17 protein-coding genes and 1 pseudogene are annotated in these 22,798 nt (G+C 72.4%); 5 read left to right on the forward strand and 13 right to left on the reverse strand.

Annotated features, from left to right (window positions below):
* A pseudogene (locus tag ABD437_RS26670) lies at positions 1 to 849 on the forward strand (hypothetical protein); the annotation flags it as partial.
* Here ABD437_RS26670 and ABD437_RS26675 read toward each other — a convergent pair.
* Both ABD437_RS26675 and ABD437_RS26680 read right to left on the reverse strand, forming a co-directional pair.
* Positions 835 to 1,764, reverse strand: coding sequence for a M56 family metallopeptidase (locus ABD437_RS26675; RefSeq protein WP_344651664.1), 930 nt, complete (start codon positions 1,762 to 1,764; stop codon positions 835 to 837). The pseudogene ABD437_RS26670 and the gene ABD437_RS26675 sit on opposite strands and share 15 nt — an antisense overlap.
* A 9-nt stretch (positions 1,765 to 1,773) precedes the next feature.
* Positions 1,774 to 2,148: a BlaI/MecI/CopY family transcriptional regulator gene (locus ABD437_RS26680; RefSeq protein WP_035856877.1), complete on the reverse strand. Its 375-nt coding sequence runs from the start codon at positions 2,146 to 2,148 to the stop codon at positions 1,774 to 1,776.
* A gap of 339 nt (positions 2,149 to 2,487) precedes the next feature.
* Here ABD437_RS26680 and sigB point away from each other — a divergent pair, with 339 nt between their 5' ends.
* On the forward strand, positions 2,488 to 3,579 hold the full coding sequence (gene sigB, locus ABD437_RS26685) for an RNA polymerase sigma factor SigB (RefSeq protein WP_344651665.1): 1,092 nt from the start codon (positions 2,488 to 2,490) through the stop codon (positions 3,577 to 3,579).
* 575 nt (positions 3,580 to 4,154) lie between these two features.
* On the opposite strand, the gene ABD437_RS26690 is transcribed toward sigB, so the two are convergent.
* Positions 4,155 to 7,046: a bifunctional acetate--CoA ligase family protein/GNAT family N-acetyltransferase gene (locus ABD437_RS26690; RefSeq protein WP_344651666.1), complete on the reverse strand. Its 2,892-nt coding sequence runs from the start codon at positions 7,044 to 7,046 to the stop codon at positions 4,155 to 4,157.
* Between the two features lie 88 nt (positions 7,047 to 7,134).
* A complete protein-coding gene (locus tag ABD437_RS26695) occupies positions 7,135 to 8,355 on the reverse strand; it encodes an acetoin utilization protein AcuC (protein ID WP_344651667.1) in 1,221 nt (406 codons plus the stop codon).
* A 313-nt stretch (positions 8,356 to 8,668) separates the two neighbouring features.
* Here ABD437_RS26695 and ABD437_RS26700 point away from each other — a divergent pair, with 313 nt between their 5' ends.
* On the forward strand, positions 8,669 to 9,325 hold the full coding sequence (locus ABD437_RS26700) for an iron-dependent transcriptional repressor DtxR (RefSeq protein ID WP_425558250.1): 657 nt from the start codon (positions 8,669 to 8,671) through the stop codon (positions 9,323 to 9,325).
* 67 nt (positions 9,326 to 9,392) lie between these two features.
* On the opposite strand, the gene ABD437_RS26705 is transcribed toward ABD437_RS26700, so the two are convergent.
* From ABD437_RS26705 to ABD437_RS26720, 4 genes are all read right to left on the reverse strand, one after another.
* Positions 9,393 to 9,554: a hypothetical protein gene (locus ABD437_RS26705; protein ID WP_344651669.1), complete on the reverse strand. Its 162-nt coding sequence runs from the start codon at positions 9,552 to 9,554 to the stop codon at positions 9,393 to 9,395.
* Between the two features lie 81 nt (positions 9,555 to 9,635).
* On the reverse strand, positions 9,636 to 10,292 hold the full coding sequence (locus tag ABD437_RS26710) for a hypothetical protein (RefSeq protein WP_344651670.1): 657 nt from the start codon (positions 10,290 to 10,292) through the stop codon (positions 9,636 to 9,638).
* Between the two features lie 76 nt (positions 10,293 to 10,368).
* Complete coding sequence (locus ABD437_RS26715) at positions 10,369 to 11,523, reverse strand: DUF4192 domain-containing protein (protein WP_344651671.1); 1,155 nt, start codon at positions 11,521 to 11,523, stop codon at positions 10,369 to 10,371.
* Positions 11,524 to 11,651: 128 nt separating this feature from the next.
* Positions 11,652 to 12,275, reverse strand: a complete 624-nt coding sequence (locus tag ABD437_RS26720; protein ID WP_344651672.1) for a serine/threonine-protein kinase — start codon at positions 12,273 to 12,275, stop codon at positions 11,652 to 11,654.
* A gap of 422 nt (positions 12,276 to 12,697) precedes the next feature.
* Between ABD437_RS26720 and ABD437_RS26725 the strand changes: the two genes are divergently transcribed.
* Both ABD437_RS26725 and ABD437_RS26730 read left to right on the forward strand, forming a co-directional pair.
* Positions 12,698 to 13,672, forward strand: coding sequence for a potassium channel family protein (locus ABD437_RS26725; RefSeq protein ID WP_344651748.1), 975 nt, complete (start codon positions 12,698 to 12,700; stop codon positions 13,670 to 13,672).
* Positions 13,673 to 13,674: 2 nt separating this feature from the next.
* Positions 13,675 to 15,780, forward strand: coding sequence for a RecQ family ATP-dependent DNA helicase (locus ABD437_RS26730; RefSeq protein ID WP_344651673.1), 2,106 nt, complete (start codon positions 13,675 to 13,677; stop codon positions 15,778 to 15,780).
* Between the two features lie 46 nt (positions 15,781 to 15,826).
* Here the strand turns inward: ABD437_RS26730 and ABD437_RS26735 are convergent, their stop codons facing one another.
* From ABD437_RS26735 to ABD437_RS26755, 5 genes are all read right to left on the reverse strand, one after another.
* On the reverse strand, positions 15,827 to 16,543 hold the full coding sequence (locus tag ABD437_RS26735; protein ID WP_344651674.1) for an HNH endonuclease family protein: 717 nt from the start codon (positions 16,541 to 16,543) through the stop codon (positions 15,827 to 15,829).
* Between the two features lie 42 nt (positions 16,544 to 16,585).
* Entirely contained in the window at positions 16,586 to 17,473 is an 888-nt protein-coding gene (locus ABD437_RS26740) for a DUF4184 family protein (protein WP_344651675.1), read from the reverse strand.
* Between the two features lie 69 nt (positions 17,474 to 17,542).
* Positions 17,543 to 20,404: a vitamin B12-dependent ribonucleotide reductase gene (locus tag ABD437_RS26745; protein WP_344651676.1), complete on the reverse strand. Its 2,862-nt coding sequence runs from the start codon at positions 20,402 to 20,404 to the stop codon at positions 17,543 to 17,545.
* Between the two features lie 189 nt (positions 20,405 to 20,593).
* The gene (gene nrdR, locus ABD437_RS26750; RefSeq protein WP_344651677.1) at positions 20,594 to 21,118 is read right to left on the reverse strand and encodes a transcriptional regulator NrdR; all 525 of its coding nucleotides are present in this window, start codon (positions 21,116 to 21,118) and stop codon (positions 20,594 to 20,596) included.
* 216 nt (positions 21,119 to 21,334) lie between these two features.
* Positions 21,335 to 22,642 (reverse strand): B12-binding domain-containing radical SAM protein, encoded by a 1,308-nt coding sequence (locus ABD437_RS26755; RefSeq protein WP_344651749.1) that lies wholly within the window; start codon positions 22,640 to 22,642, stop codon positions 21,335 to 21,337.
* Between the last annotated feature and the right edge of the window lie 156 nt (positions 22,643 to 22,798).

Consider the following 22,798-nt stretch of genomic DNA (forward strand, 5'->3'; position numbering starts at 1 on the left):
GCGCCTTCCGAGCGGCCGGCGGCGTTCGGGCGGCCGTCCGACTCCGAGCGGCCGGCGGATTCCGAGGCGGTCGGGGCCGAGGCGCGGTTAGGCGGGGCCGCCGCGCGGTCCACCCAGACGCGTGCGGGCGCAGCCGCGGAGGCGCGGACGGGCGCGGCCGCCCAGGCGCGTGCGGGCGCGGCCCCCGAGGCGCGGACGGGGGGAAGCGCCGGGAGGGTGGGGCCGGTGAGCACGACCGCCGTGCTCGCGGCCACCGTGCTCGTCCTGGGCGTCGCCGGCGTCATCGCGCTCGCGACCCACCGCTCCCCCGCCACCCCGGCCGAGAGCCTGGTCGCCGACCCGATCCCGCTGCCGCGCTCGGCCGGCGGAACCCTGGTGCCCCGCCCGGTGCCGTCGATCCAGGTCGAGAAGACCACCCCACCCCCGACCACGGCACCAGCCCGGACGAAAACCCCGAAAGCCTCCCCGGACGCCTCGATCCGCCCGGTGGCCGGCTCGGTGGCCCCCACCAAGACCCCGAACCCGTTCGACGCCTTCGGCACGCTGACGATCCTCGCCCCCGGCTCGGTGACGTTCTCCGACCCCGACGCGAGGACCGCGGACGTGACCCTGTCCGTGGCGGTCCCGGACGGCTTCGACCCCGGCCTGCTGGACTCCACGCTCACCTGGTCGGGCTCCTACGTCCTCAAGCAGGAGACGCAGTACGTCGACCTGGGCAGTGGTCAGGACGTGGCCGCGACCCTGACCGGCGCGGCCCGGTGCAGCACGGCGTGGACGATCACCGCGACCCTGACCCCGCCCAACGGCGCGCCGCGGTACGCGAGCACCGAGATCTCAGTGGACTGCTAGCGGCACCAGCAGCGCCCAGAACGGCACCGTGATCGTCACCAGCGCGGCCGCGTAGGACACCGAACGCAGCAGCAACGAGGGTGCCGGCGGTTCCAGCAGCCGCCGCACCCGGGGCAGCACGGCCAGATCGGTGGAGCCGAGCGCCCCGGACGGCGTCCCACCGGCACCGGCCACCCCGACCCGGGCCAGCGCCGCGGCCAGCACGGCCCGGTCGCGCCCGAGACACGCCCGGTCGTCCGCGAGCATCTCGACGAGCTGCGCGACCGCCGTGCGCACGCGCTGCGTTCCGGCCAGCCCGAACATCGCGTCCGACCAGGCCGCGAACGGGAGCAGCAGCAGGTCGTGCCGCTCGGCCAGGTGGGCGTGCTCGTGCGCGAGAACGGCGTCCAGCTCGTCGGCGTCCAACAGGGACAGCGCACCGGTGGTGATGACGACACGCGAGCTCGGCCCGGGCAGGCAGTACGCCGCTGCCGCGGGGTGCTCGATCAGCCGCGCGCCGGCGCCGGTGGGCCGGGCCGGGCTCACCCGGTTGGGCCAGGGTGTGCTCACCAGGTCGACCAGCTCGCGCTGGCGTGAGCGGACCCGGGTGGCCTTCCAGGAGGACACCGCGGTCATCGTCAGCAGCCAACCCAGCAGGCCGACGGCGGCGCCGAGCAGGAACAGGTGGAATCCGTCGAGATCACCGCCGCGCCAGTAGGCGGCGGCCGCGGCCGGGAGCGAGGAGCCGAGCGGCGCGAGCGCGGCCGCGAGCACGGCTCCGACGGCGGCCAGGCCGCCGGCCAGGCCGAGCGCCTGCCACAGCACCAGGACAGCACGCGGTTCCCGCTGCACCCACTCCGCGCGGGAGAGGACGGCGGGAACCGGACCGATCAACAGGACGGCGACGATGCCGAGACCCGCAATCGTGGGGAGCACGTCGCGGGCCTAGGCCGAGGCCTTGCCCGCCCGGCGCAGAGCCTGATCGAGGGCCCCGGAGAGGGCTTCGGCCTCCTCCGGGCTCACCCGACCGGCGAACCGGACCAGCGCGGCGGTGCGGTCAGCGGCGTCGCCGAGCGCCTCGTCCATCAGCTCGGCGATGTAGTCCTCGCGGGTGGCGGTGGGCGTGTAGGTGTGGGCCCAGCGGTCGCGGCAGCGTTCGACCCGGCCTTTGGACTCCAGCCGGGACAGCACGGTGAGCACCGTGGTCTTCGCCAGCTCACGATTGGCCAGCGAATCGGCCACCTCGCGGGCCGTTCTGGGAGCGTCGGCGGACCAGAGGACCTCCATCACCGCACGCTCGAGCTCGCCCAACCGGGCCATGGGGGGTCTCCTTCCGCCGCGACGGACGCGACCTCCAGTCTACGGAATGTAGAAAGCGAACGAGGAATCGTCCGAACGGACCGCTCTGTCCGGTGGCCCGGCGGAGTTCCCGTAAACGCTGTCGGGTAGCCGACAGTAATCGCCGGTCCTCGTCCCCACGGCGCGTTCACGGGTGTAGCGGCAGGTCATCGCAGTATCCCTGGCCTGCGAAAGCGTCCACCTCACACGGATCTCACACCGGCCTTACTTCGGCTTCACGGCGAGGGCGCGAGTCTGGTTTCCACGACAGACGGTACGCGGGGGCGTCCACCTCCCCCGCGGCACAAGGAGGCGAGCCGGGTGTCCGTTCCGCTCATGTTCGAGGAAGCGTTCGACGTGTACCTCGTGCCTGGTGATGTCGACGCCGACAACGCCGATGTCCGCCGTAGCGACGACGCTGTCTCGCAGTCCCGTATCGACGGGGCCGAGGACGAGCCCGAGACCCCGCGCCGTAGCCGCCGCGGGTCCGACGACTCGGGTCGCGGGGTCTCCGCCGACCTGGTCCGGGCTTACCTGAACGGGATCGGCAAGACCAAGCTGCTGACCGCGGTCGAGGAGGTCGACCTGGCCAAGCGCATCGAGGCCGGCCTGTTCGCGGGCCAGGCGCTGCTGGACTCCTCGCTGGCCGACGACTACCGTCGCGACCTTTCCGAGGTGGCCCGGGATGGTGTGGCGGCCAAGAACCACCTCCTCGAGGCGAACCTGCGCCTGGTCGTCAGCGTCGCGAAGCGCTACACCGGCCGGGGCATGTCGCTGCTGGACCTGATCCAGGAGGGCAACCTGGGGCTCATCCGGGCGGTCGAGAAGTTCGACTACACCAAGGGCTTCAAGTTCTCCACGTACGCCACCTGGTGGATCCGCCAGGCCATCACCCGCGCGATGGCCGACCAGTCGCGCACGATCCGCCTCCCCGTCCACCTGGTGGAGCAGATCAACCGCCTGGTGCGGGCGCGCCGTGACCTCTCGGTCAGCCTGGGCCGCGAGCCCTCGCCGGCCGAGCTCGCCACCGAGCTGGGCATCGAGCCGTTCCGCGTCGTCGAGCTGCTCGGGTACGACCGCGAGCCGGTCAGCCTGGACCAGACCGTCGGCGACGACGGCGAGAGCCAGCTGGGCGACTTCATCGCCGACACCGACCCGATGAGCCCGGTCGACAACGTCTCCTACGCCCTCCTCAAGGCCGAGGTCAACAAGGTGCTGGCGACGCTGTCCGAGCGCGAGCGCGAAGTCATCCGGCTGCGCTTCGGCCTGGACGACGGCCGCCAGCGCACCCTCGACGAGATCGGGCGCGACTTCGGTCTCTCGCGGGAGCGCATCCGCCAGATCGAGAAGGGCACGATGGCGAAGCTCCGCGACCCGCTGCGCGCCGAGCCGTTGCGCGCCTACGTCAGCTGACGGTTCCCACCATCGGCGGCCGCCCCTCCGGGGACGTCCGCCGTTGCTTTTTCCTACGCCGACCCGGTCACACCGCCGGATGAGGACCCCGGCCCGGCGGTGCACCCCGAAGACGTACCGCGGCCCCGGGCCCGTGCGGGGACGGCGGGTTTCCTCGTGCTGAGCAGCGAGGGCGCCGTCGGCGACCGGAGCGGCGGTGCACACAAGGACACCCAGCCCGTGCACGCACCCCGCGCACCAGACACCCGGCGCGTGCAGGCACCCCGCGCACCAGACACCCAGCGCGTGCACGCACCCCGCGCACCAGACACCCGGCGCGTGCACGCACCCCGCGCACCAGACACCCGGCGCGTGCAGGCACCCCGCGCACCAGACCTGCAGCGCGTGAGGGCACCTGCACGCTAGGTGCTCAGCGCGGAAGGGCACGTGCGCACCAGGCGCCCTGGGTGTGAACGGGGAACCGGGGCGCGCACGGGGTGGCCGGTGTGCGAGCGGGGCACTGTGTTCGGCGGTGTGCACGCCGTGCCGGGGCCCCGGCGCGCCGTGTACACCGGGCGTGCAGGGGGCGGAAGGGCTCAGCGCAGGCGGCGGGCGCCCTCGTCCAGGCGTGGCCCGGCGGCACGTTCGATGCGCACGGTGGCGTGCAGCACGGTGATGCCCTCCGGCGAGGCCAGCACCGGGTTGAGCGTCAACGCCCGCAGCGACGGCAGCTCGTCGGCGAGCGCGCCGACCCTCGCCAACAGGTCCTCGCAGGCCACGGCGTCCACCGGGCGCGCACCCCGGTAGCCGAACAGCATCGGCGAGGCCAGCGGCTCCCGGAGCAGGTCGGCGGCGTCCCGGTCGGTGAGCGGCGCCGCCCGCCACGCCCGGTCCCCGATGAGCTCGGTGGCGATGCCGCCCAGCCCGAACCCGACCACGGGCCCGAACGCCGCGTCCTGGACGACCTCGACGACGCAGACCACACCCCCGCGCGCCATCCGCTGCACCAACACGGTGGGGTTCGGATCCCCCGACGCCGCCGCGATGCCGTGGTAGGCCGCCCACGCGTCGCGCGGCGAGTCGACGTCGAGACGCACCGTGCCCAGGTCGGCGCGGTGCCGCAGCGTCTCGTCGGCGGCCTTCACCGCGACCGGGAAGCCCAGCTCGGTGGCGGCCGCCACCACCGCGTCGGCCCCGACGACCCGGCGGCTCGGCCACACCGTGATGCCGTACGCCGCGAGCAGTTCCGCCGCCTCGTCGTCCTCGAGGTCGACGCCCTCGGGGTGCCGGTCGAGCGTGCGGCCGACGATCGTCCTCGCCCCGCCGGGATCGATGTCGGACAGGGACGGCAACTGCCCGGCCGGGGTGCCGCGCCACTCCGCGTAGGTCGCCACCTTGCCGAGCGTGCGGGCGGCGGCCTCCGGCGTCGCGTACGAGGGCACCGACCCCCGCGCCACCATGAACTCCGGGCTCGGCAACAGCACGGTGCGGTCCGGGTCGGCGTCGGGATCCGGGAGGGACACCGACGCGGTGACCGGAACCAGGCGCCGGAGGCGTTCGGGCATGCCGTTGGCGGCCAGGAACGAGGCGATCACCGGGATCCGCGCGTCGGCGCCGACCTCGCGCAGGACGTCGGCGTACGCGGACTCGGGCACGGCCAGCGCGGGCACGAACACGACGAGCACCGCGTCGATGTCGGTCGCGTCGACGGCCGAGCGCAGGGCCGCGCGCAGCTCGTCGGGGGTGACGTCCGGGCCGACGTCGACACGCCAGTCGAGCGGGACCTCCAGGCGGTTGGCCTCGCACGCGTCGGTGGCCAGCGCGACCAGCACCGCGGAGTTGCCGATCACCGCGGTGCGACGGCCGGTGGGCAGCGGCTGGTAGGCCAGCAGCTGACCGATGTTGAACATCTCGCCGAGCGCCTCGGCCCGGATCACCCCGGACGCGCGGTACAGCGCCTGCAACCCGCGCTCCCCCGGCCCACCGGTCAGCCCGGGCGTCACGCCGCGGCTCTTGAGCACGACGACCGGCTTGCGCCGGGCCAGCCCGCGCGCCACCCGGGTGAATTTGCGGGGGTTACCGAACGTCTCGAGGTACATCATCACGACGTCGGTGGCCGGGTCGTCCCGCCAGTACTGCAGCAGGTCGTTGCCGGAGACGTCAGCGCGGTTGCCGGCCGACGCGAACGTCGAGATGCCCAGACCGCGACGCTCGACCTCGGCCAGCAGCGCGATGCCGAGCGCGCCGGACTGGGTGAAGAAGCCGACCCGGCCGCGGCCCGGGACGTGCGGTGCGAGGGTGGCGTTGAGCGAGACCGCCGGATCGGTGTTGGCCAGGCCGAAGCAGTTCGGCCCGATCACCCGCATGCCGTTGATGCGCGCCATCTCCACCAGGCGGGCCTGGGCCCGGGCGCCGTCCTCGCCGGTCTCGGCGAAACCGCTGGTGAGGATGACCAGGCCGGCGACCTGTTTGGCGGCGCAGTCCTCGACGACGGCCTGGACGTGCGCGGCCGGCACCGCGATGACCGCGAGGTCGACCTGGCCCGGGATGTCGCGGACCGACGCGTACGCCGGAACGCCGTCGATCTCGGCGGCGGAGGGGTTGACCGGGTGCAGCGCACCGGCGAACCCGGCTTCCCGGATGTTCTCGAAGACCGCCCGGCCCATCCCGTCGGGCGTGCGGCTCACACCGACCACCGCGACCGCCGACGGGTTCATCAGCCGGCGGATCGAGCGGGCCTCGGTGCGCCGCTCGCGGTCGTGCAGCACCTCGAGCACCTGCGGCGTCTCGCGGGTGTCGAACGTCAGGTGGACGACGCCGTCGGCGAAGCTGCGGTCGACGTCGTAGCCGGCGTCGGTGAAGACGCGGATCATCGCGCCGTTCTGCGGCAGGATCTCGGCGACGAACCGCGTGATGCCCTCTTCGCGGGCGGCCTCGGCCAGGTGCTCGAGCATCACCGACGCGATGCCGCGGCCCTGGTGGGCGTCTTCGACGACGAACGCGACCTCGGCGGTATCGGGATCGGACAGTTGCTCGTACCGGCCGACCGCGATCAGGTCGTTGCCGAGCACCGCGACGAGCGCCTCGCGGCCGGCGTGGTCGACCTCGGTGAAGCGCTTGAGATCACGCGGGGGGATGCGTGGATAGGGCGAGAAGTACCGCAGGTAGCGGGTGCGGTCGGAGAAGCGCGAGTGCAGCGCGACGATCCCGTCCGCGTCCTCGGGCCGGATCGGCCGGATGTGCACGGTTCCGCCGTCCGACAGCACCACGTCGGCCTGCCGGTGCTCCGGGTACGGCTTGTTCTGCCCCGCTTCCACGGCTCCATCATGGGACGTGGTGGCGCCGGGGCCGGCGTGCGCCGCGCCGGGCGACTCCCCCTCGCGGCCACCGGCCGCCGTCTCGGCCGGGTCAGCGGAATCGACCGCCGTCGCGGCCCGGTCAGCGGGGTCGGCCGCCGTCTCGGCCCGGTCAGCGAAATCGGCCGCCATCTCGGGCCGGTCAGCGGAGTCGGCCGCCGTCTCGGGCCGGTCAACGGAGTCCGGCCGGTCAACGGGGTCGGGCGGGGCGGTGGGCACGTCAGTCGCGGGGGTCGTCGGGGTCGAGGCCGTGGAGCGGGAAGACCGCCCGGCGGGTGGCCAGGATCGCGCGGTCGACCGGATCCGTGCGCGACCCCGGATCCCACGGCTGGAACGAGGCGTCGGCACCGTCGCCCATCACGGTGGGCACCTTCGCGGCGGGCCGTTTGGACGACGCGAAGCCCCGCCAGGTGTCGGGCGTGGCGCTCGACGTGCTCATCGGCTCGCCGGTGGCGGTGGCCAGCAGGTGCGACCACGTCCGCGGCACGACGTCGACCAGGCCGTAGCCGCCGCCGCCGAACACCACCCAGCGCCCGCCGGTGAGCTCGTGCGCGAGCCGGCGCATCTCCAGCTGCGCCGCGCGCTGCCCCTCGACCGAGAGCGTGAGGTTCGCCAGCGGATCCCGGAAGTGCGAATCGCACCCGCACTGGCTCACCAGCACCTGGGGCCGGAACGCCCGGACGACCGACGGCACCACCGCGTGGAAGGCACGCAGCCACCCGGCATCGCCGGTGCCAGCCGGGAGCGCGACGTTCACCGCGGCGCCCTCGGCGTCGGGGCCGCCGATCTCGGTGGGGAACCCGGTGCCCGGGAACAGCGACACCGGCGACTCGTGCAGGCTCACAGTGAGCACCCGCGGATCGTTCCAGAACACCGCCTGGACGCCGTCGCCGTGGTGCACGTCGATGTCGACGTAGGCCACGCGCTCGGCGCCGAGCTCGAGCATCCGCGCGATCGCGATCGCCGGGTCGTTGTAGACGCAGAAGCCGCTGGCCCGGTCGGGCATCGCGTGGTGCAGGCCGCCCGACACGTTGACCGCGTGCAGGGCCTCGCCCCGCCAGACCGCCTCGGCCGCGCGGACACTCATGCCGGTGATCAGCGACGCCGCCTCGTGCATGCCCTCGAAGAGCGGGTTGTCGGACGTGTTCAGCCCCCACCCGCGGAAGAACGGGTCGTGCGGGGCGGCCTGCACGGCGTGCAGGTACGCGTCCTGGTGGACCAGGCGCAGCGTGTCCCGGTCGGCCGGTGGGGCCGCCGTGACCGACACGTTCGGCCGGGCGAGGACACCCAGGTCGCGGGCGAGCGCCATGGTCAGCTCGACCCGCACCGGATCGAGCGGATGATCACCGAAGTTGTAGGTGGCCACCGCCGGATCCCACAGCACGGTGACCGGAGCGGCCTGGGTCTGCGCGGTGATGTCCCGATCCGACGTCTGCGTCACGCGTCCCATCTCATCACGCGGAGCGGGCGGGCGGACCGGCTGTCCACAACCCGGGTACGGAGGCCCTGGCTGTGGACGAAACACCGGCGTGACGCCCGACGCTGGTACGGTGCCCGCGCCGGGGAATCGGAGCAGGTCGTGGCGGCCGCGAACCAAATCTTGAACCATTCAAGAAAATGGTGGCGGCGGGGTATGCTTGCGGCCTAGAGAAGCCCATGCCTTGCCGGCCCGACCCGGTGAGACTCCTCGGTACCTGGGCAGCAGTGAAAGAAGCGAGGCGGCTGACGTGAGTGACCTGATCGACACCACGGAGATGTACCTGCGCACCATCCTCGAACTCGAGGAGGAAGGGATCACGCCGCTGCGCGCTCGGATCGCCGAACGCTTGCACCAGAGCGGGCCCACGGTGAGTCAGACGGTCGCGCGGATGGAGCGTGACGGGCTCCTGACGGTGCAGGGCGACCGGCACCTCGAGCTCACCGAGCACGGCCGTCACCGTGCCGTGTCGGTGATGCGCAAGCACCGGCTCGCCGAGCTGCTGCTCGTCAACGTGATCGGGCTGGAGTACGAGGCTGCGCACTCCGAGGCCTGTCGCTGGGAGCACGTGATGAGCGCCGAGGTCGAGCGGAAGGTCTACCAGCTGCTCGGCCGGCCGCGGGTCTCGCCGTACGGCAACCGCATCCCCGGCCTCGCGGAGCTCGACACCAACATCGACGACAGCGAGCTCGCGCCCACCGGTGAGGTCACGCTCGCATCGGCGCCGGCCGGCGACCAGGTCGTCATCGAGCGCCTCTCGGAGCAGCTGCAGAGCGACACCAACCTCATCCACGACCTGCACTCGGCGGGAGTGGAGCCCGGGGTGTCGGTGCTGGTCGACCGGTCCGACCGCGAGGTGACGCTCACCCACGGCGGCACCACCGTGAAGATCCCCCGGTCCCTCGCGAACCTGGTCTTCGTCTCGTCGTCCTGACCGTCGACGCCCGACGCCCCCGGCCGACCGCCGGGGGCGTCGTCGTTTCCGGCGCGAGGTCGTGCCGCTAGGCCGGATCGGAATCCTGGAGTGCGACGTACTCGTCGACCTCGTGCGGGCTCGGGTCGATGCCCGCGTTCTCGGCGAACTCCTCGGCGACGTCCGCCTGATTGTCCGGATCGACCTCGGCGGTGTCGTCCGGTACCGAGCTCAGCTCGTTCTCCGGCATGGCGGCGGCCCCTTCCACGGTGCTGGTGACCGCCCGGATACCCGGCACCACCGCACACATGCGCGCCGAACGACCCGGAAATCAGGTCGGGATGACCTTCGGAGCCAGCGCCTGGAGCTTCGGGAGGTACGCCTTCGCTTCGGTGCTGCCGGTGCCCTGTTCGGTGGCCAGCGAGAGCGTGTAGACGTTCTTGTCGCCGAGCCAGCCGATGCGCGCCACCGGCCCCGCCGACCCGGTCGCGGCGATCAGCTGCTGGTACCCCGAGCGGCCGAGACCGTCGATCTCACTGGAGTTGTCCGGCACGAAGTCCTTCTCGTAGTCCTCCGCGCTGACCTCGTCGCCGCCCAGCGGCGTGGCGACGAACGTCAGGTCGGGCAGCGCGGCCTCCAGCGGCGTCAGCACGCACGTGCGCGCGGAGCCGGACTTCCCGCTCGCGGCCGCGATCTGGAACGTCAGGCCGAGCGCCTGGCGGACTTCGGTGAACGTCACCGACGCGCACAGCCCACCGGCCGCGGCCGCCGCCGGCAGGCTGGGCGGCGGCACGGACGGCGAGGGGGACGCGGACGTCGCCGCCGCGGTGGGCTCGGAGGCGCTGGGAGCGGCCGCCTCGCTCCGGGACGGCGAGGACTTGGCCCCTCCCTCGTCGCCGCTGCAGGCGGCCGCGCTCAGCAGCCCGCTGAACGCCAGGACGAGGCCGGCGACGCGGGCGAGCCGACGCGCGGTGGTACGGGGACGCATGACCAAGTTCCTCCGGCTCCTGCCTGGGCGGAGCGCACGGCCGGCCCAGACGACCCACGCGCTCGTTCGGCGGCCATCATCGCGCATCGGTGCCGCCGCCCGGGTTCGGGGCGGAACCCGACGACGGCCACCGCGGCCCGCCCACCGATCCGGCGCCGTCCAGGCCGAGCGCCTCCTCGACGTCGTCCGGCCCCAGACCGTTCGTCAGGCCGGTGAGCACGAGTTCAGCCATCCGGTAGTCGGGATCGTCGTCGAGCGCACGCCGCAGGCACGCGTCGGCGAGGGCTCCGTCGCCCCGACGATAGGCGCTGACCGCAAGCAGCGTGGCCGGCGCCGCGGCGTACGGGGCGGGTACCCGGCGCACGGCCTCTCCCCACAGCACCACGGCGGCGTCCGCGAGCGGGCCGGCGGTCCAGGCGACGCACGCGTCACGCACCGCGGGATGGGTCAGCGCGACCGCGACCTGCGCGATGTCCTGGTCGTCGGGCGCGAACGCGGCCGCGGCCGGCCGCGCCGGAGCGGATTCCCGCGGTGCGCCCCGGTGAGCGGAGCCGCGGATCAGGAGCTGGTGGAGATCGACGAGGTCGCGGGCGGCCCGCGTGCCCGGGCGCAGGCCCGCGAGGGCGGCCTCCCGGGCGTGGATGGCCGCCAGCAACGCCCCGGTGGGTTCGCCGGGGCCGCGGCCCACCGACGCCACCAGCGCGGACCGGTCGGCGAAGACCGGGCGCCCCGCGGCCACCCTGAGCACGTCGAGCAGCGTGGTGGGAGCGGGCCCCACCGGCCGCCCCTCCGGCGGGCAGCACGGTGCGGCGCAGGTGTACGACCACCACCGCCCGCTCTCGGTCCGCAGCAGTTCGCGCACGTCGAGCCCGGCCCCGCGCAGCGATTCCGCGGCCGCGCGGGCCATGCCCGCGCCGGGGAGGGCCGTGCCGCCGCGATCGGCGCCCGGCCCCGCGTCGGCCGGGGCCGTGAACAGCACCACGACGCACGCGGACACCTTCGCGCCGCGCAGCCGCTCGGCGACCTGGTCGGCGACCGCGGCCTCCAGGCCGGGCGGCGGCAGGTCGACCCGCACCGTCATCCGCAGACGCAGGCGACGCCCGGCGAGGCCGAGCGCGACCAGGCTGGACCCGGGGTGGAACCCGAGCAGCGAGGGGATCGCGCGCACGATGTCGGGCGGAGAGCCCAACCGCACGGTCGGCCGGTCGGGCGGTGGTGGCGGTGTCGTCATGACCAGCAGCCTGGCCACCCGCCCGGCGCCGGCCCAGCCTCCGCACACCGGGCTGGGGAGAACCCCTCCCGCTGTGCATTCCGGCACGCACCGGCCCGATGCGCTAAGAGACCCGGTGCGCTACGGGATCAGGGCAGGGTGCCGTCGCGCCACGCGTCGGCGGCGCGGCCGAGGCCGTCGGCGCAGGCCCGGTTCCGCCCGGCCCGGTGCCGTTCGGCGTCGCCGTCCGGCCCGTCGGTGGCCAGGAACTCCCGGCCGGCCGCGACCACCCGGAAGAACGCCGCGCCCCGTTCGAGCGCCACGTCCAGCTCGCCCTGGTAGAGCCCGTTCAGGACGTCGTCGGCCACCGCGGCGATCGCGTTCGGGTCCGCGTCGTCACGCACCCCGGCGACGACCTCGTCGACCGGCGCGAGCGACCGCCCGGTGCGGTAGAGGCGCGCCACCTCCGAGCCGTTCTCGGTGCACCAGGTGCGCAGCAGGTAGAGCGCCCAGAGCGCGCCGGGCAGCGAGTCCGGCGGCGCACCGCGCCACAGCTCCGCCAGCGTGTCCAGCCCCACCGTGTCGGCCAGGCGCACCAGCCGATCGGTGGGCTCGTCGTCGCCCGCGGTGTTCCGCCCCACCGAGACCAGCGCCGCCGCGGTGGCGTGCGCCAGCTCCATCCGGGCTGACGGCTCACCCTCGACGGAGCCTTCGACGAGTCGCTCCAGGTCGGCGGCGACGATCGGACGATGATGACGGGCGGGTTCGGACACGAAGGCGGCCTCCTGAACTCAAGGCCCAGCGGGGAGGGACAGGACTGTACGAGTTCCAGCGTAAGCACGACCAGGGCAACACGCGGCACCTCTGGGCGATCTGACGGCGACAGGAATCTCACCCGACCCTGTACCGTGGTGTTCAGTGCGCCGGTCCGATCCAGGCCCCCGGTCCCAACTAAGTCGCCGCGAGCGACCTTCCGCCGAGAGGCGACCCGGCGGGTCGGCGTACTACTCAAAGGCCGTCCCCTGCGGGGGGCGGCCTTTGCTTTGTCCACAGGTAGCGCGTCCCCGCTGCCACCGTTGCCGGTTGCCGCTACCGTCTGGAGATCGTGACGCGACCCACCCCGACCGCACTGCCGCGGGCCTCGGTCTGGCTACCTCAACGCCGGCCGTCCCCGCTGCGCGCGCTCGGCATCCGAATGTTCGCGGCGCTGTCCTTGGTGCTGCTCACGGTGGCCGTGGTCTACATCGACCGCGACGGCTACCACGACAACACCGGCAGCCCGCTGAGCCTGCTCGACGCGGCCTACTACTCGGTGGTGACGCTCTCGACGACGGGCTACGGCGACATCGCTCCCGCGTCGCCCTCCGCCCGGTTGGTGAACGTGCTGTTCATCACTCCGGCGCGGGTCCTGTTCCTGATCATCCTGGTCGGCACCACGCTCGAGGTCCTGACCGAGCAGTACCGTGGGCAATTCCAGCGGGAGCGGTGGAGGAAGACCGTGAAGGACCACTACGTGGTGTGCGGGTACGGCACCAAGGGCCGCAGCGCGGTCGACGCACTGCTGGAGAACGGCGTCCCCCGCGACAAGATCGTCGTCGTCGAGCGTGATCACCGCGTCGCACAGCAGGCCGTCAACGCGGGTCTGGCGGTCGTCGAGGGCTCGTCCGGCCGGTCGGCCGTGCTCGCCCAGGCCCACGTCGACCGGGCCACCGCGATCATCGTCGCGCCCGACGCCGACGACGCCGCCGTGCTGACGACGCTGACCGCCCGCCAGCTGACCAACGGCCAGGTCCGCATCGTCACGACGGCCCGGGAGGCGGAGAACGCCCCGCTGCTGCGTCAGAGCGGCGCCCACCAGGTCGTCGTCTCGTCCGCGACGGCCGGGCGGCTGCTCGGCCTGGCCACCACCGACCCGCCGGTCATCGACGTCGTCGAGGACCTGCTGACGCCCGGCCACGGCATGGCGTTCGCCTGTCGGTCGGTGGTGCGTGACGAGGTCGGCCGGTCGCCGCGCACGCTCGACGAGGTCGTCATCGCGGTGGTCCGGCGCGGGCGGGTCGTGCCGCTCGTCGAGCCGGAGACGCAGAAGCTCGAAACCGGGGATCTGCTCGTCTACATCCGTGACGACCGGCCGGCCAACAACGTGTCCGCGGCCAACTCCGGCGACTGACGATGTCGCTCCGCGCCCGCGCCGAACAGCACCTCCGCGACCTCGTCGGCAACCCCGACGCGACCCTCCGCGACGATCAGTGGACGGCGATCGAGGCGCTCGTCGCCGACCGGCGTCGCGCGCTCGTCGTGCAGCGCACGGGGTGGGGCAAGTCCGCGGTGTACTTCGTCGCCACCGCGCTGCTGCGGGCGTCGGGCGCGGGCCCCACCGTGATCGTCTCGCCGCTGCTGGCGTTGATGCGTAACCAGATCGCGGCGGCGAACCGGGCCGGAATCCACGCCACCACGGTCAACTCCACCAACGCCGACGACTGGAAACAGATCTACGCCGAGATCACCGACGGCGACATCGACGTCCTCCTCGTCTCCCCCGAACGGCTGAACAACCCGGAGTTCCGCGACGAGGTGCTCCCCCAGCTGGCCGCCGGTGCCGGTCTACTCGTCATCGACGAGGCGCACTGCATCTCCGACTGGGGCCACGACTTCCGCCCCGACTACCGTCGCATCCGGACGATGCTCGCCGATCTGCCCGCCGGCATCCCGGTGCTGGCCACCACGGCCACCGCCAACGAGCGGGTCACCCGGGACGTCGCCGAGCAGCTCTCGGTCACCGGGGAGCGGACGCTCGAGGACGTCCTGGTGCTCCGCGGCAGCCTCGACCGGTCGTCGCTGCACCTCGGCGTCGTCGCGCTGCCCGACCAGGCGTCCCGGCTGGCGTGGCTGGCCGATCACCTCGACGAGCTCGAGGGGTCCGGAATCATCTACTGCCTCACGGTCGCGGCCACCCAGGACGTCGCCGACTACCTGCGTGACCGCGGCTACCCGGTGGCCGCCTACTCCGGCCAGACCGAGCAGACCGAACGGCTCGCCGCCGAGGAGGACCTGCTCAACAACCGCGTCAAAGCCCTGGTCGCGACGTCGGCGCTCGGCATGGGGTTCGACAAGGGCGACCTCGGCTGGGTGGTCAACCTCGGGGCACCGCCGTCGCCGATCGCCTACTACCAGCAGGTCGGCCGGGCCGGGCGCGCCACCGAGCGGGCCACCGTGGTGCTGCTCCCCGGCCGTGAGGACCGCGACGTCTGGGACTACTTCGGCTCGCTCGCGTTCCCGCCCGAGCACGAGGTGCGCGAGACGCTGCGGGTGCTCGCCGACCAGGACCGTCCTCTCTCGACGGCGGTGCTGGAGACGTTCGTGCCGCTGCGCCGCACGCGGCTGGAGATGATGCTCAAGGTGCTCGACGTCGACGGGGCCGTCCGCCGGGTCAAGGGCGGCTGGACCGCGACCGGGCGGCCCTGGAGCTACGACGCCGAGCGCTACGCGCGGGTGAGCGAGACCCGCCGCACCGAGCAGCAGGCGATGCTCGACTACCTCGGCACCAGCGAGTGCCGCATGGTGCACCTGCGTCGCGCGCTGGACGACCCGGACGCGCAGCCGTGCGGCCGGTGCGACAACTGCGGTGGCCTCAAGCTCTCGGCGGCCACCGACGACGCCAGCCTGGCCGCGGCCACCGACCGGCTCCGGCGGCCCGGCGTGCCGGTCGAGACGCGGCGGATGTGGCCCACCGGCATGGGCTCGATCGGCGTCGAGCTGAAGGGCAAGATCGCCAAGGACGAGCAGGCCGAGCCCGGCCGGGCCATCGCCCGCCTCACCGACCTGGGCTGGGGCAACCAGCTGCGTGAGCTGTTCCGTCCCGAGACACCCGACGGTGAGCTACCGGTGCCCCTGCGCCACGCGCTGGTGCAGGTCTTCGACGCGTGGCGGTTCGGCACCCGCCCGGACGGCATCGTCTACCTGGACTCGCTCACGCATCCGACGCTCGTCGCGCACATCGCCACCGGGCTGTCGCGGTACGCGAAGATCCCGGTGCTGACCCGGTTCGACATCGTCGGTCCGGCCGGCACCGGCGAGGGGGCGATGAACTCGGCGCAGCGGCTCCGGGCGGTCGCCGACCGGTACGTGCTCGACGACGCGTCCGCGGTCGCCGGGCGCACGGTCCTGCTGGTCGACGACCGGGTCAACACCGGTTGGACGCTCACCGTGGCGGCACGCGCCCTCCGCCGAGCCGGCGCCGAAGCCGTCCACCCGTTCGTCCTCGCCGCCGAAAGCTAGCCGCGAGCGGCCCAGCGCCCAGCGGCCAGCGGCCAGCGGCCCGGAACTAACAGCCGTCCAGCATGGACGTCAGCGCCGTCTTGTCGGTGGACGTGATCGGCAGCGCGTACTTCGACACCGCCTTCACGTACCGCACGGCGTAGACGCACTGGTACGGCTGGGCCGGGCGCCACGCCGACGGTCCCTTGTCGCTCTTCGACTGGTTCGAGGAGCCGTCGACCGCGAGCAGGTTGTCGGGGTCGTTCGCGAACGACAACCGGCGCGCGGCCGGCCACTTCTTCGCCCCGGACGCCCAGGCACGCGCCAGCGGGATGATGTGGTCGATCTGGATCTTCTTCGTGCTCTTGTACGTGGCGCCGTTGTACGGCGAGACCCAGGTCCCGCCGGTCACCTTGCAGCCGGTGGTGCCGGACTTCGTGCGCACGGTGCCGGGCTTCGCATCCCGGCGGAGGATGTCGTTGCGGGTGTCGCAGCCGTTGCCGGCGAACTTCACGCCCTTCGCCGCGTCACTCCAGGAGTCGCCGAACTTCTCGCGCTCGTAGCTCGCGTCCTTACCGGGGATTCGCTTGATCTGCAGCTTTCCTAACGTGGACCGCGCTTGCGAGATCGACTCCGCGGACGGATCGGCCACGCTGCCCGGCTCGGCCACGACCGAGGTGTCGGCCGTGCCGGTGGCGGTGGGGTCGACCACGCTGATCTCGCCGCAGCCGGCGCCGAGCAGTAGCACCGCGGTGGTGGACACCGCGACCACTAGTTTCTTCAAGGAGCACCTCCAGCGCTGCCATACCCGGCCGCCGCGAGATCCTCACCCGACGGTCGTACGCTGGTTGGCTCCGCGCAGCTTACGGCGGGCGAACAGCGCTCCGGCGACCGCTCCGGCGGCTGTTCCGAAACTGGTACGGATGACGAGGACCGCGAGGTTGAAGCGGCCGTCCCAGCCACCCCGGGAGCCCCACACCGCACCGGCCGCGGTACCCGCGGCCACCGCGGTCCAGAAGCGCCCCCGCCCGGGTGGCGCGCCCTCGCCCGGCTCGACCGCCACCCGCGCGGCCCGCGCCAACTCGGCCCCGCTCCGCGCCCCACCGGAGCCCGGTCCGCCCCCGCCGTCAGCCGACGCCGGACGCTGGCGCGACCAACCGGGCGGCTTCACCTCGGACCACTCCGGCAGCTCCCGCAGCACCCGGGAGAGCAGCACCAGCCCGACCAGCCCGCCCACCACCGTGCTGGTGTGCTGCGCCAGGACCGCGCCGCTCACCGGGCGACCACCCACGTGGTGCGCCGACGCGAGCCACGGCACCCGCCGCGCGCCCCACCGCCCGTCGTGCGTGAACGAATCCCAGGCGACGTGACTCCACGCACCGGCGAGCGCGCTCAGCACCGTCACCGCGGGCGACGGCCGGCGCGTATCGAGCAGCGCGAGCCGACGCAGCGGCAGCCCCGGGATCTCCGGCAGGTACGCGGCCGCGAACGCGAGACGACGTGCGGCGAGGGCCGCGACGACCGACGCCGGCACGCAGAGCAGCAGCACCCCCCGGGTGTTGTGGGCGTTGGTCTCCCAGCGGGTGCCGGCCAGCGCGAACGGCCAGTCCGGCGACATCGACCCGAGCGCCAACGCAGTGCCGTCGAACCAGACGGGCTGCACGAGCTTCGCCGCCAGCGCCGGCACCTGGTGGGATACGTACGTCAATGGCATGGGACCAGTGTTGCCACTGGGAACAAAAAAGCGGCCCCGGGACACCCCGGGGCCGCTTTTCCGATCAACTCAGCTGCAGCCGGACGTGCTGCCGCAGCCCTCGCAGACGAAGCACGACCCGGCCGGCCGCATCTTCGTGCCGCAGGTCAGGCAGAGCGGAGCGTCCGCGGCCATTCCCTGCACCAGCTCGAGCAGCTCGGTCGACGAGTGCGCGGTGGTGACGTCGCGCGGCACGGGCGCCGACGCCGGCGCCGGCGTGGGCGCGGGCTCCGACACCGGGGCCGACACCGCCATGCCGGCGATGTCCACCTCGTCGGCCGACGGACCGTCGAGCTCGGCCGCCCGCTCGGCGTTGGTCAGGATGCCCATCTCCGCGCGCGTCTCCCGGGGCAGGTGGTCGAGCGCCAGCCGCCGGAAGATGTAGTCGATCACCGAGCTGGCGATCCGGATGTCCGGGTCGTCGGTCATGCCGGCCGGCTCGAACCGCATGTTGCGGAACTTCTCGACGTACTGCTCGAGCGGCACGCCGTACTGCAGCGCCACCGAGATCGCGACCGAGAACGCGTCCATGATCCCGGCCAGCGTCGAGCCCTGCTTGCCGAGCTTGAGGAAGACCTCGCCGACACCGTCGTCCGGGTACCGCGACGCGGTGAGGTAACCCTCGGCGCCGGCCACCGAGAACGACGTCGTCGTGCTCGGGCGGGTCTTCGGCAGGCGCTTGCGCACCGGACGGTACTCGATCACCGTCTCCGGGGCCGCGGTGGCCGCGGCCGCCCGCGCGGCGTCGGCCTTCTTGCCGCCGACCGACAGCGGCTGGCCGACCTTGCAGTTGTCGCGGTAGACGGCGAGGGCCTTGAGGCCGAGCCGCCAGCCCTCGGCGTAGACCTTCTCGATGTCCTCGATCGTCGCGGTCTCGGGCAGGTTGACGGTCTTGGAGATCGCGCCGGAGATGAACGGCTGCACCGCGGCCATCATCCGGACGTGGCCCATCGGACGGATCGACCGCTCGCCCATCGCGCAGTCGAACACCTCGTAGTGCTCGCGGCGCAGGCCGGGAGCGTCCACGACGTGGCCGTGCTGGGCGATGTGCTCGACGATCGCCTCGATCTGCTCGTCCTGGTAGCCGAGCGTCTTCAGCGCCTGCGGGACCGTCTGGTTGACGATCTGCATCGAGCCGCCGCCGTCGAGCTTCTTGAACTTGACCAGGGCCAGGTCGGGCTCGATGCCGGTGGTGTCGCAGTCCATCATCAGGCCGATCGTGCCGGTGGGAGCCAGCACCGAGGCCTGCGCGTTGCGCCAGCCGTTCTTCTCACCGATCTTCAGGCCGCTCTGCCACTCGGCCGTGGCCAGCTCGAGGATGCGCGCGGAGTCCGCACCGACCGGACGCACCGCGTCGTTGGCCGCGGCGTGCTTGCGCATGACGCGCTTGTGGCCCTCTTCGTTGCGTGCGTAGCCCTCGTACGCCCCGACGATGCCGGCCAGCTCGGCCGAGCGACGGTAGGCGGTCCCGGTCATCAGCGAGGTGATCGCCGCGGCCAGCGAACGGCCGCCGTCGGAGTCGTAGGCGTGCGCGGTGGCCATCAGCAGCGCGCCGATGTTGGCGTAGCCGATGCCCAGCTGGCGGAACTTGCGGGTGGTGTCGGCGATCGGCTCGGTCGGGAAGTCCGCGAAGCAGATCGAGATGTCCATCGCGGTGATGACCAGCTCGACGGCCTTGACGAACGTCGCCCCGTCGAACGTGCCGTCGGCGCGCAGGAACCGCATCAGGTTCAGCGACGCGAGGTTGCAGGACGAGTTGTCCAGGTGCATGTACTCCGAGCACGGGTTGGACGCGGTGATGCGGCCCGACTCCGGCGTGGTGTGCCAGTCGTTGATCGTGTCGTCGTACTGGATGCCCGGGTCGGCGCACTCCCAGGCGGCCTTGGCGATCTTGCGGAACAGGCCCTGGGCGTCGACGGTGTCGATCACCGAGCCGTCCAGGCGGGCCCGGAGGTGGAACTCGCCGCCGTCCTCGACCGCCTTCATGAACTCGTCCGAGACGCGGACCGAGTTGTTGGCGTTCTGGTACTGGACGGAGTTGATGTCCTTGCCGCCCAGGTCCATGTCGAACCCGGCGTCACGCAGGGCGCGGATCTTGTCTTCCTCGCGCGCCTTGGTGTCGATGAACTCCTCGATGTCGGGGTGGTCGACGTCGAGCACGACCATCTTCGCGGCCCGGCGGGTGGCGCCACCGGACTTGATCGTCCCGGCGCTGGCGTCGGCGCCGCGCATGAAGCTGACCGGGCCGGACGCGGTGCCGCCGCTGGCCAGCAGCTCCTTGGACGAGCGGATGCGGGAGAGGTTCAGGCCAGCACCGGAGCCGCCCTTGAAGATCAGGCCCTCCTCGCGGTACCAGTTCAGGATCGAGTCCATCTCGTCGTCGACCGACAGGATGAAACACGCGCTCACCTGCTGGGGAGCGGCGGTTCCGACGTTGAACCAGACCGGCGAGTTGAAGCTGAACACCTGGTGCAGCAGCATCCAGGCCAGCTCGTGCTCGAAGATCTCGGCGTCCTCCGGCGTCGCGAAGTAGCCGTGGTCGACGCCGGCCTTGCGGTAGACGCGCACGACCCGGTCGATCAGGTGGCGCAGGCTGTTCTCCCGCTGCGGCGTGCCCAGCGCACCCCGGAAGTACCGGGTGGTGACGATGTTCGTGGAGTTCAGCGACCAGAAGTCGGGGAACTCGACACCGCGCTGCTCGAAGTTGACCTTGCCGTCGCGCCAGTTCGTCATGACGACGTCGCGACGCTCCCAGGTCACCTCGTCGTACGGGTGGACGCCCGCCGTGGTGAACACCCGCTCGACAGTCAGGCCCACCGGCTTGGACGCGCCCTTGCGCGCACGCGGAGCCGGAGCGGCTCCGTTCGTTGATGAGCCAACCGTCTCGGTCATCGGCGTCCCCTGTCCCTCGTGATCATTCTCGCCTGTACGAATTTCGGAAAGCCCGCACGCGGGCATGGCGAAGCGCACGCCTTCGACGCGCTCGCGTTTACTGCACGGAGTTACCGGGCGCGCCCACAAGGCTGCGCCCTCGACGTTTCGGATCCGCCCCGAGCCGAACCGCCGCACGGATAGGTACTGCTATGGGCTGGCGTTCACCAGCTCACTGTCGCCGGGCGGAGACGCGGTGATCTCCACTACCGGCCGCGGAGCCTCGGCGGCATGGCTCTGCCGGAGCGTCGCGATCTCCGCCTCGAAGTCCTCCAGCGAGGAGAACGAGCGGTAGACGCTGGCGAACCGGATGTAGGCCACCTCGTCGAGCTCACGCAACGGACCGAGGATGGCCAGGCCGACCTCGTGGGACGGAACTTCGGCCGCGCCCCGCGACCGAATCGCGTCTTCGACCTTCTGTGCCAGCACCGCCAACGCATCCGCGTCGACCGGCCGTCCCTGGCAGGCCTTGCGCACGCCCGCGACGACCTTGGCGCGGCTGAACGGCTCGCTGACCCCACTGCGCTTCACGACGGCCAGTACGGCTTCCTCGACCGTGGTGAAACGCTTGGAGCACCGGGTGCACGAACGCCGCCGCCGAGTGACCTGCCCGTCCTCGGCTTCGCGGGAATCAACCACCCGCGAGTCCGGATGCCGGCAGTACGGGCACTTCACGGCGCGCTCCCATCCCCGGTTGAGGCGAACACACCATCTGTAGGTGAGTTACACGCTCGTAAGCACTAGATCTAGTGGCAACCGTAGGCCTGCAGCCCCACGACCGCAAGCCGACCCGCCGGGTTCATCCCATAACACGGACAACTTCTACAACCGGTGGGTTACTCACGACACTGCGTGTCCCTCGAAGCCGAGTTATCCACAACCTGTTGTGGTTCAGTCGTCGGACGCCCACGACCGGTAGCGTGGCTCGGGGTCGGGCTCCGGCTGCTCGCGATACCGGCGGTAGGTGGCCAGCACCCGTTCGTAGTCGATCCCGAGCACCGGTCCCTCGCCGCGCGCGGCGATGTCGGTGTCGCGCCAGATCGAGTAGTCGTCCGGGTCGCGCAACAGCCCCCGGGCGGCGCAGTAGTCGTACATCTCGGTGCCCGGCAGCGGGTTGAGGATGTTGGGGTTCGGGAACGTCGGCGCGATCGTGTCCATGAACGCGTGGTGGGCCGCGTAGTCCTCGTCGGTCTCGGTCGGCACTCCGAGCAGCAGGTTGGCACCCACCTGCACGTCGTGCTGCCGGCAGAGCTCGGCCACCGCCACCCCGTCGGCCACCGTGGTGCGCTTGCGCATGAACTCCAGCAGCCGCTGCGAGCCGCTCTCGAACCCGAACCAGACCGTGATCCGCTGTCCCTCGCGGTCGCGCCCGGCCTGCGCTTCGCCCAGGCATTCGGCCAGCGCCGGGCTGAAGCGGTTGACGTGTCCGTTGAACATCAGCCCGACGTGGGGCAGCTCGGCGTCCATGCGGCGCACGACCCCCATGAGCAACGGAAGGTTCAGGGTGGCGATGGGGTCGGCGATCGTCACGAAGTCCACGCCCCAGCGGCGCACGTACTCGTGCAGCTCGGCCATGACCCGCTCGACCGTGCGGAAGCGCCGCCGGGGCGGCTCGAACACCGAGCGGTTGGGCAGCTCGCAGAACGTGCACTGCATCGGGCAGCCGCGGCCGAGCTGCAGATAGACCGGCCGATAGGCGTCGGACGAGGCGTAGACGCCCCGGTAGCAGTCGAAGTCGGCGTAGGGCGGCAGCGCGTCGACGTCGGGCCAGGCCGTGCCCTCGACGATCGGCGGAAGCGCCTCACCGGCCACGACCCGGTCGTAGAGATCGAGGACGGCCGACTCGCCCTCGCGGCGGACCACGCAGTCGAACGCCCCGGTGGCGACAGTGGCCTCGGTGTGGATGCTGGCGTGCACACCACCGGCGATGACGACCCGCCCCGGGCCGCGGACCGCGTGCGCCAGGGTGACCGCCTCGTCGGCGTTCGGGGAGAGATAGCTGAACCCCACGAGCCGGGGGTCGAAGTCGTCGATGGCCGCCAGTAAGCGGTCGGCCGGCTGCAGGCGGGAGTCGAACAATTCGACGTCGGCGCCGTGTTCGAGCAGGAGCGAACCGAGCAGCTGCGGGCCGATCGGCGGGCTCATGACCGGGCGGAGCTCGCTCTCCGGTTGCCCGACGTACACCAGGGCCACCCGCATGCGCACGCTCCGATCCGATGTCGGAACGCCACCCTACCGAGGTGCCGGGATCAGGATTCGCTGGCCGACGTGCACAGTGGCGTCGGTCATGTCGTTGAGCTCACGGATCTCGGCCATCGTCTCGCTGCGCGGCCGATCGGGAGCGACCTCCTCGGC

Source organism: Cryptosporangium japonicum (assembly GCF_039524755.1).
Classification (GTDB): Bacteria; Actinomycetota; Actinomycetes; order Mycobacteriales; family Cryptosporangiaceae; genus Cryptosporangium; species Cryptosporangium japonicum.

Coding starts and splice junctions, on each gene's coding strand:
- ABD437_RS26680 (WP_035856877.1), bottom strand. CDS start 2,148: ATGGCCCGGTTGGGCGAGCTCGAGCGTGCGGTGATGGAGGTCCTCTGG.
- ABD437_RS26690 (WP_344651666.1), bottom strand. CDS start 7,046: ATGGCGGCCGATTTCGCTGACCGGGCCGAGACGGCGGCCGACCCCGCT.
- ABD437_RS26700 (WP_425558250.1), top strand. CDS start 8,669: ATGTACCTGCGCACCATCCTCGAACTCGAGGAGGAAGGGATCACGCCG.
- ABD437_RS26705 (WP_344651669.1), bottom strand. CDS start 9,554: ATGCCGGAGAACGAGCTGAGCTCGGTACCGGACGACACCGCCGAGGTC.
- ABD437_RS26710 (WP_344651670.1), bottom strand. CDS start 10,292: ATGCGTCCCCGTACCACCGCGCGTCGGCTCGCCCGCGTCGCCGGCCTC.
- ABD437_RS26715 (WP_344651671.1), bottom strand. CDS start 11,523: ATGACGACACCGCCACCACCGCCCGACCGGCCGACCGTGCGGTTGGGC.
- ABD437_RS26725 (WP_344651748.1), top strand. CDS start 12,698: ATGTTCGCGGCGCTGTCCTTGGTGCTGCTCACGGTGGCCGTGGTCTAC.
- ABD437_RS26730 (WP_344651673.1), top strand. CDS start 13,675: ATGTCGCTCCGCGCCCGCGCCGAACAGCACCTCCGCGACCTCGTCGGC.
- ABD437_RS26740 (WP_344651675.1), bottom strand. CDS start 17,473: ATGCCATTGACGTACGTATCCCACCAGGTGCCGGCGCTGGCGGCGAAG.
- ABD437_RS26745 (WP_344651676.1), bottom strand. CDS start 20,404: ATGACCGAGACGGTTGGCTCATCAACGAACGGAGCCGCTCCGGCTCCG.
- ABD437_RS26755 (WP_344651749.1), bottom strand. CDS start 22,642: ATGCGGGTGGCCCTGGTGTACGTCGGGCAACCGGAGAGCGAGCTCCGC.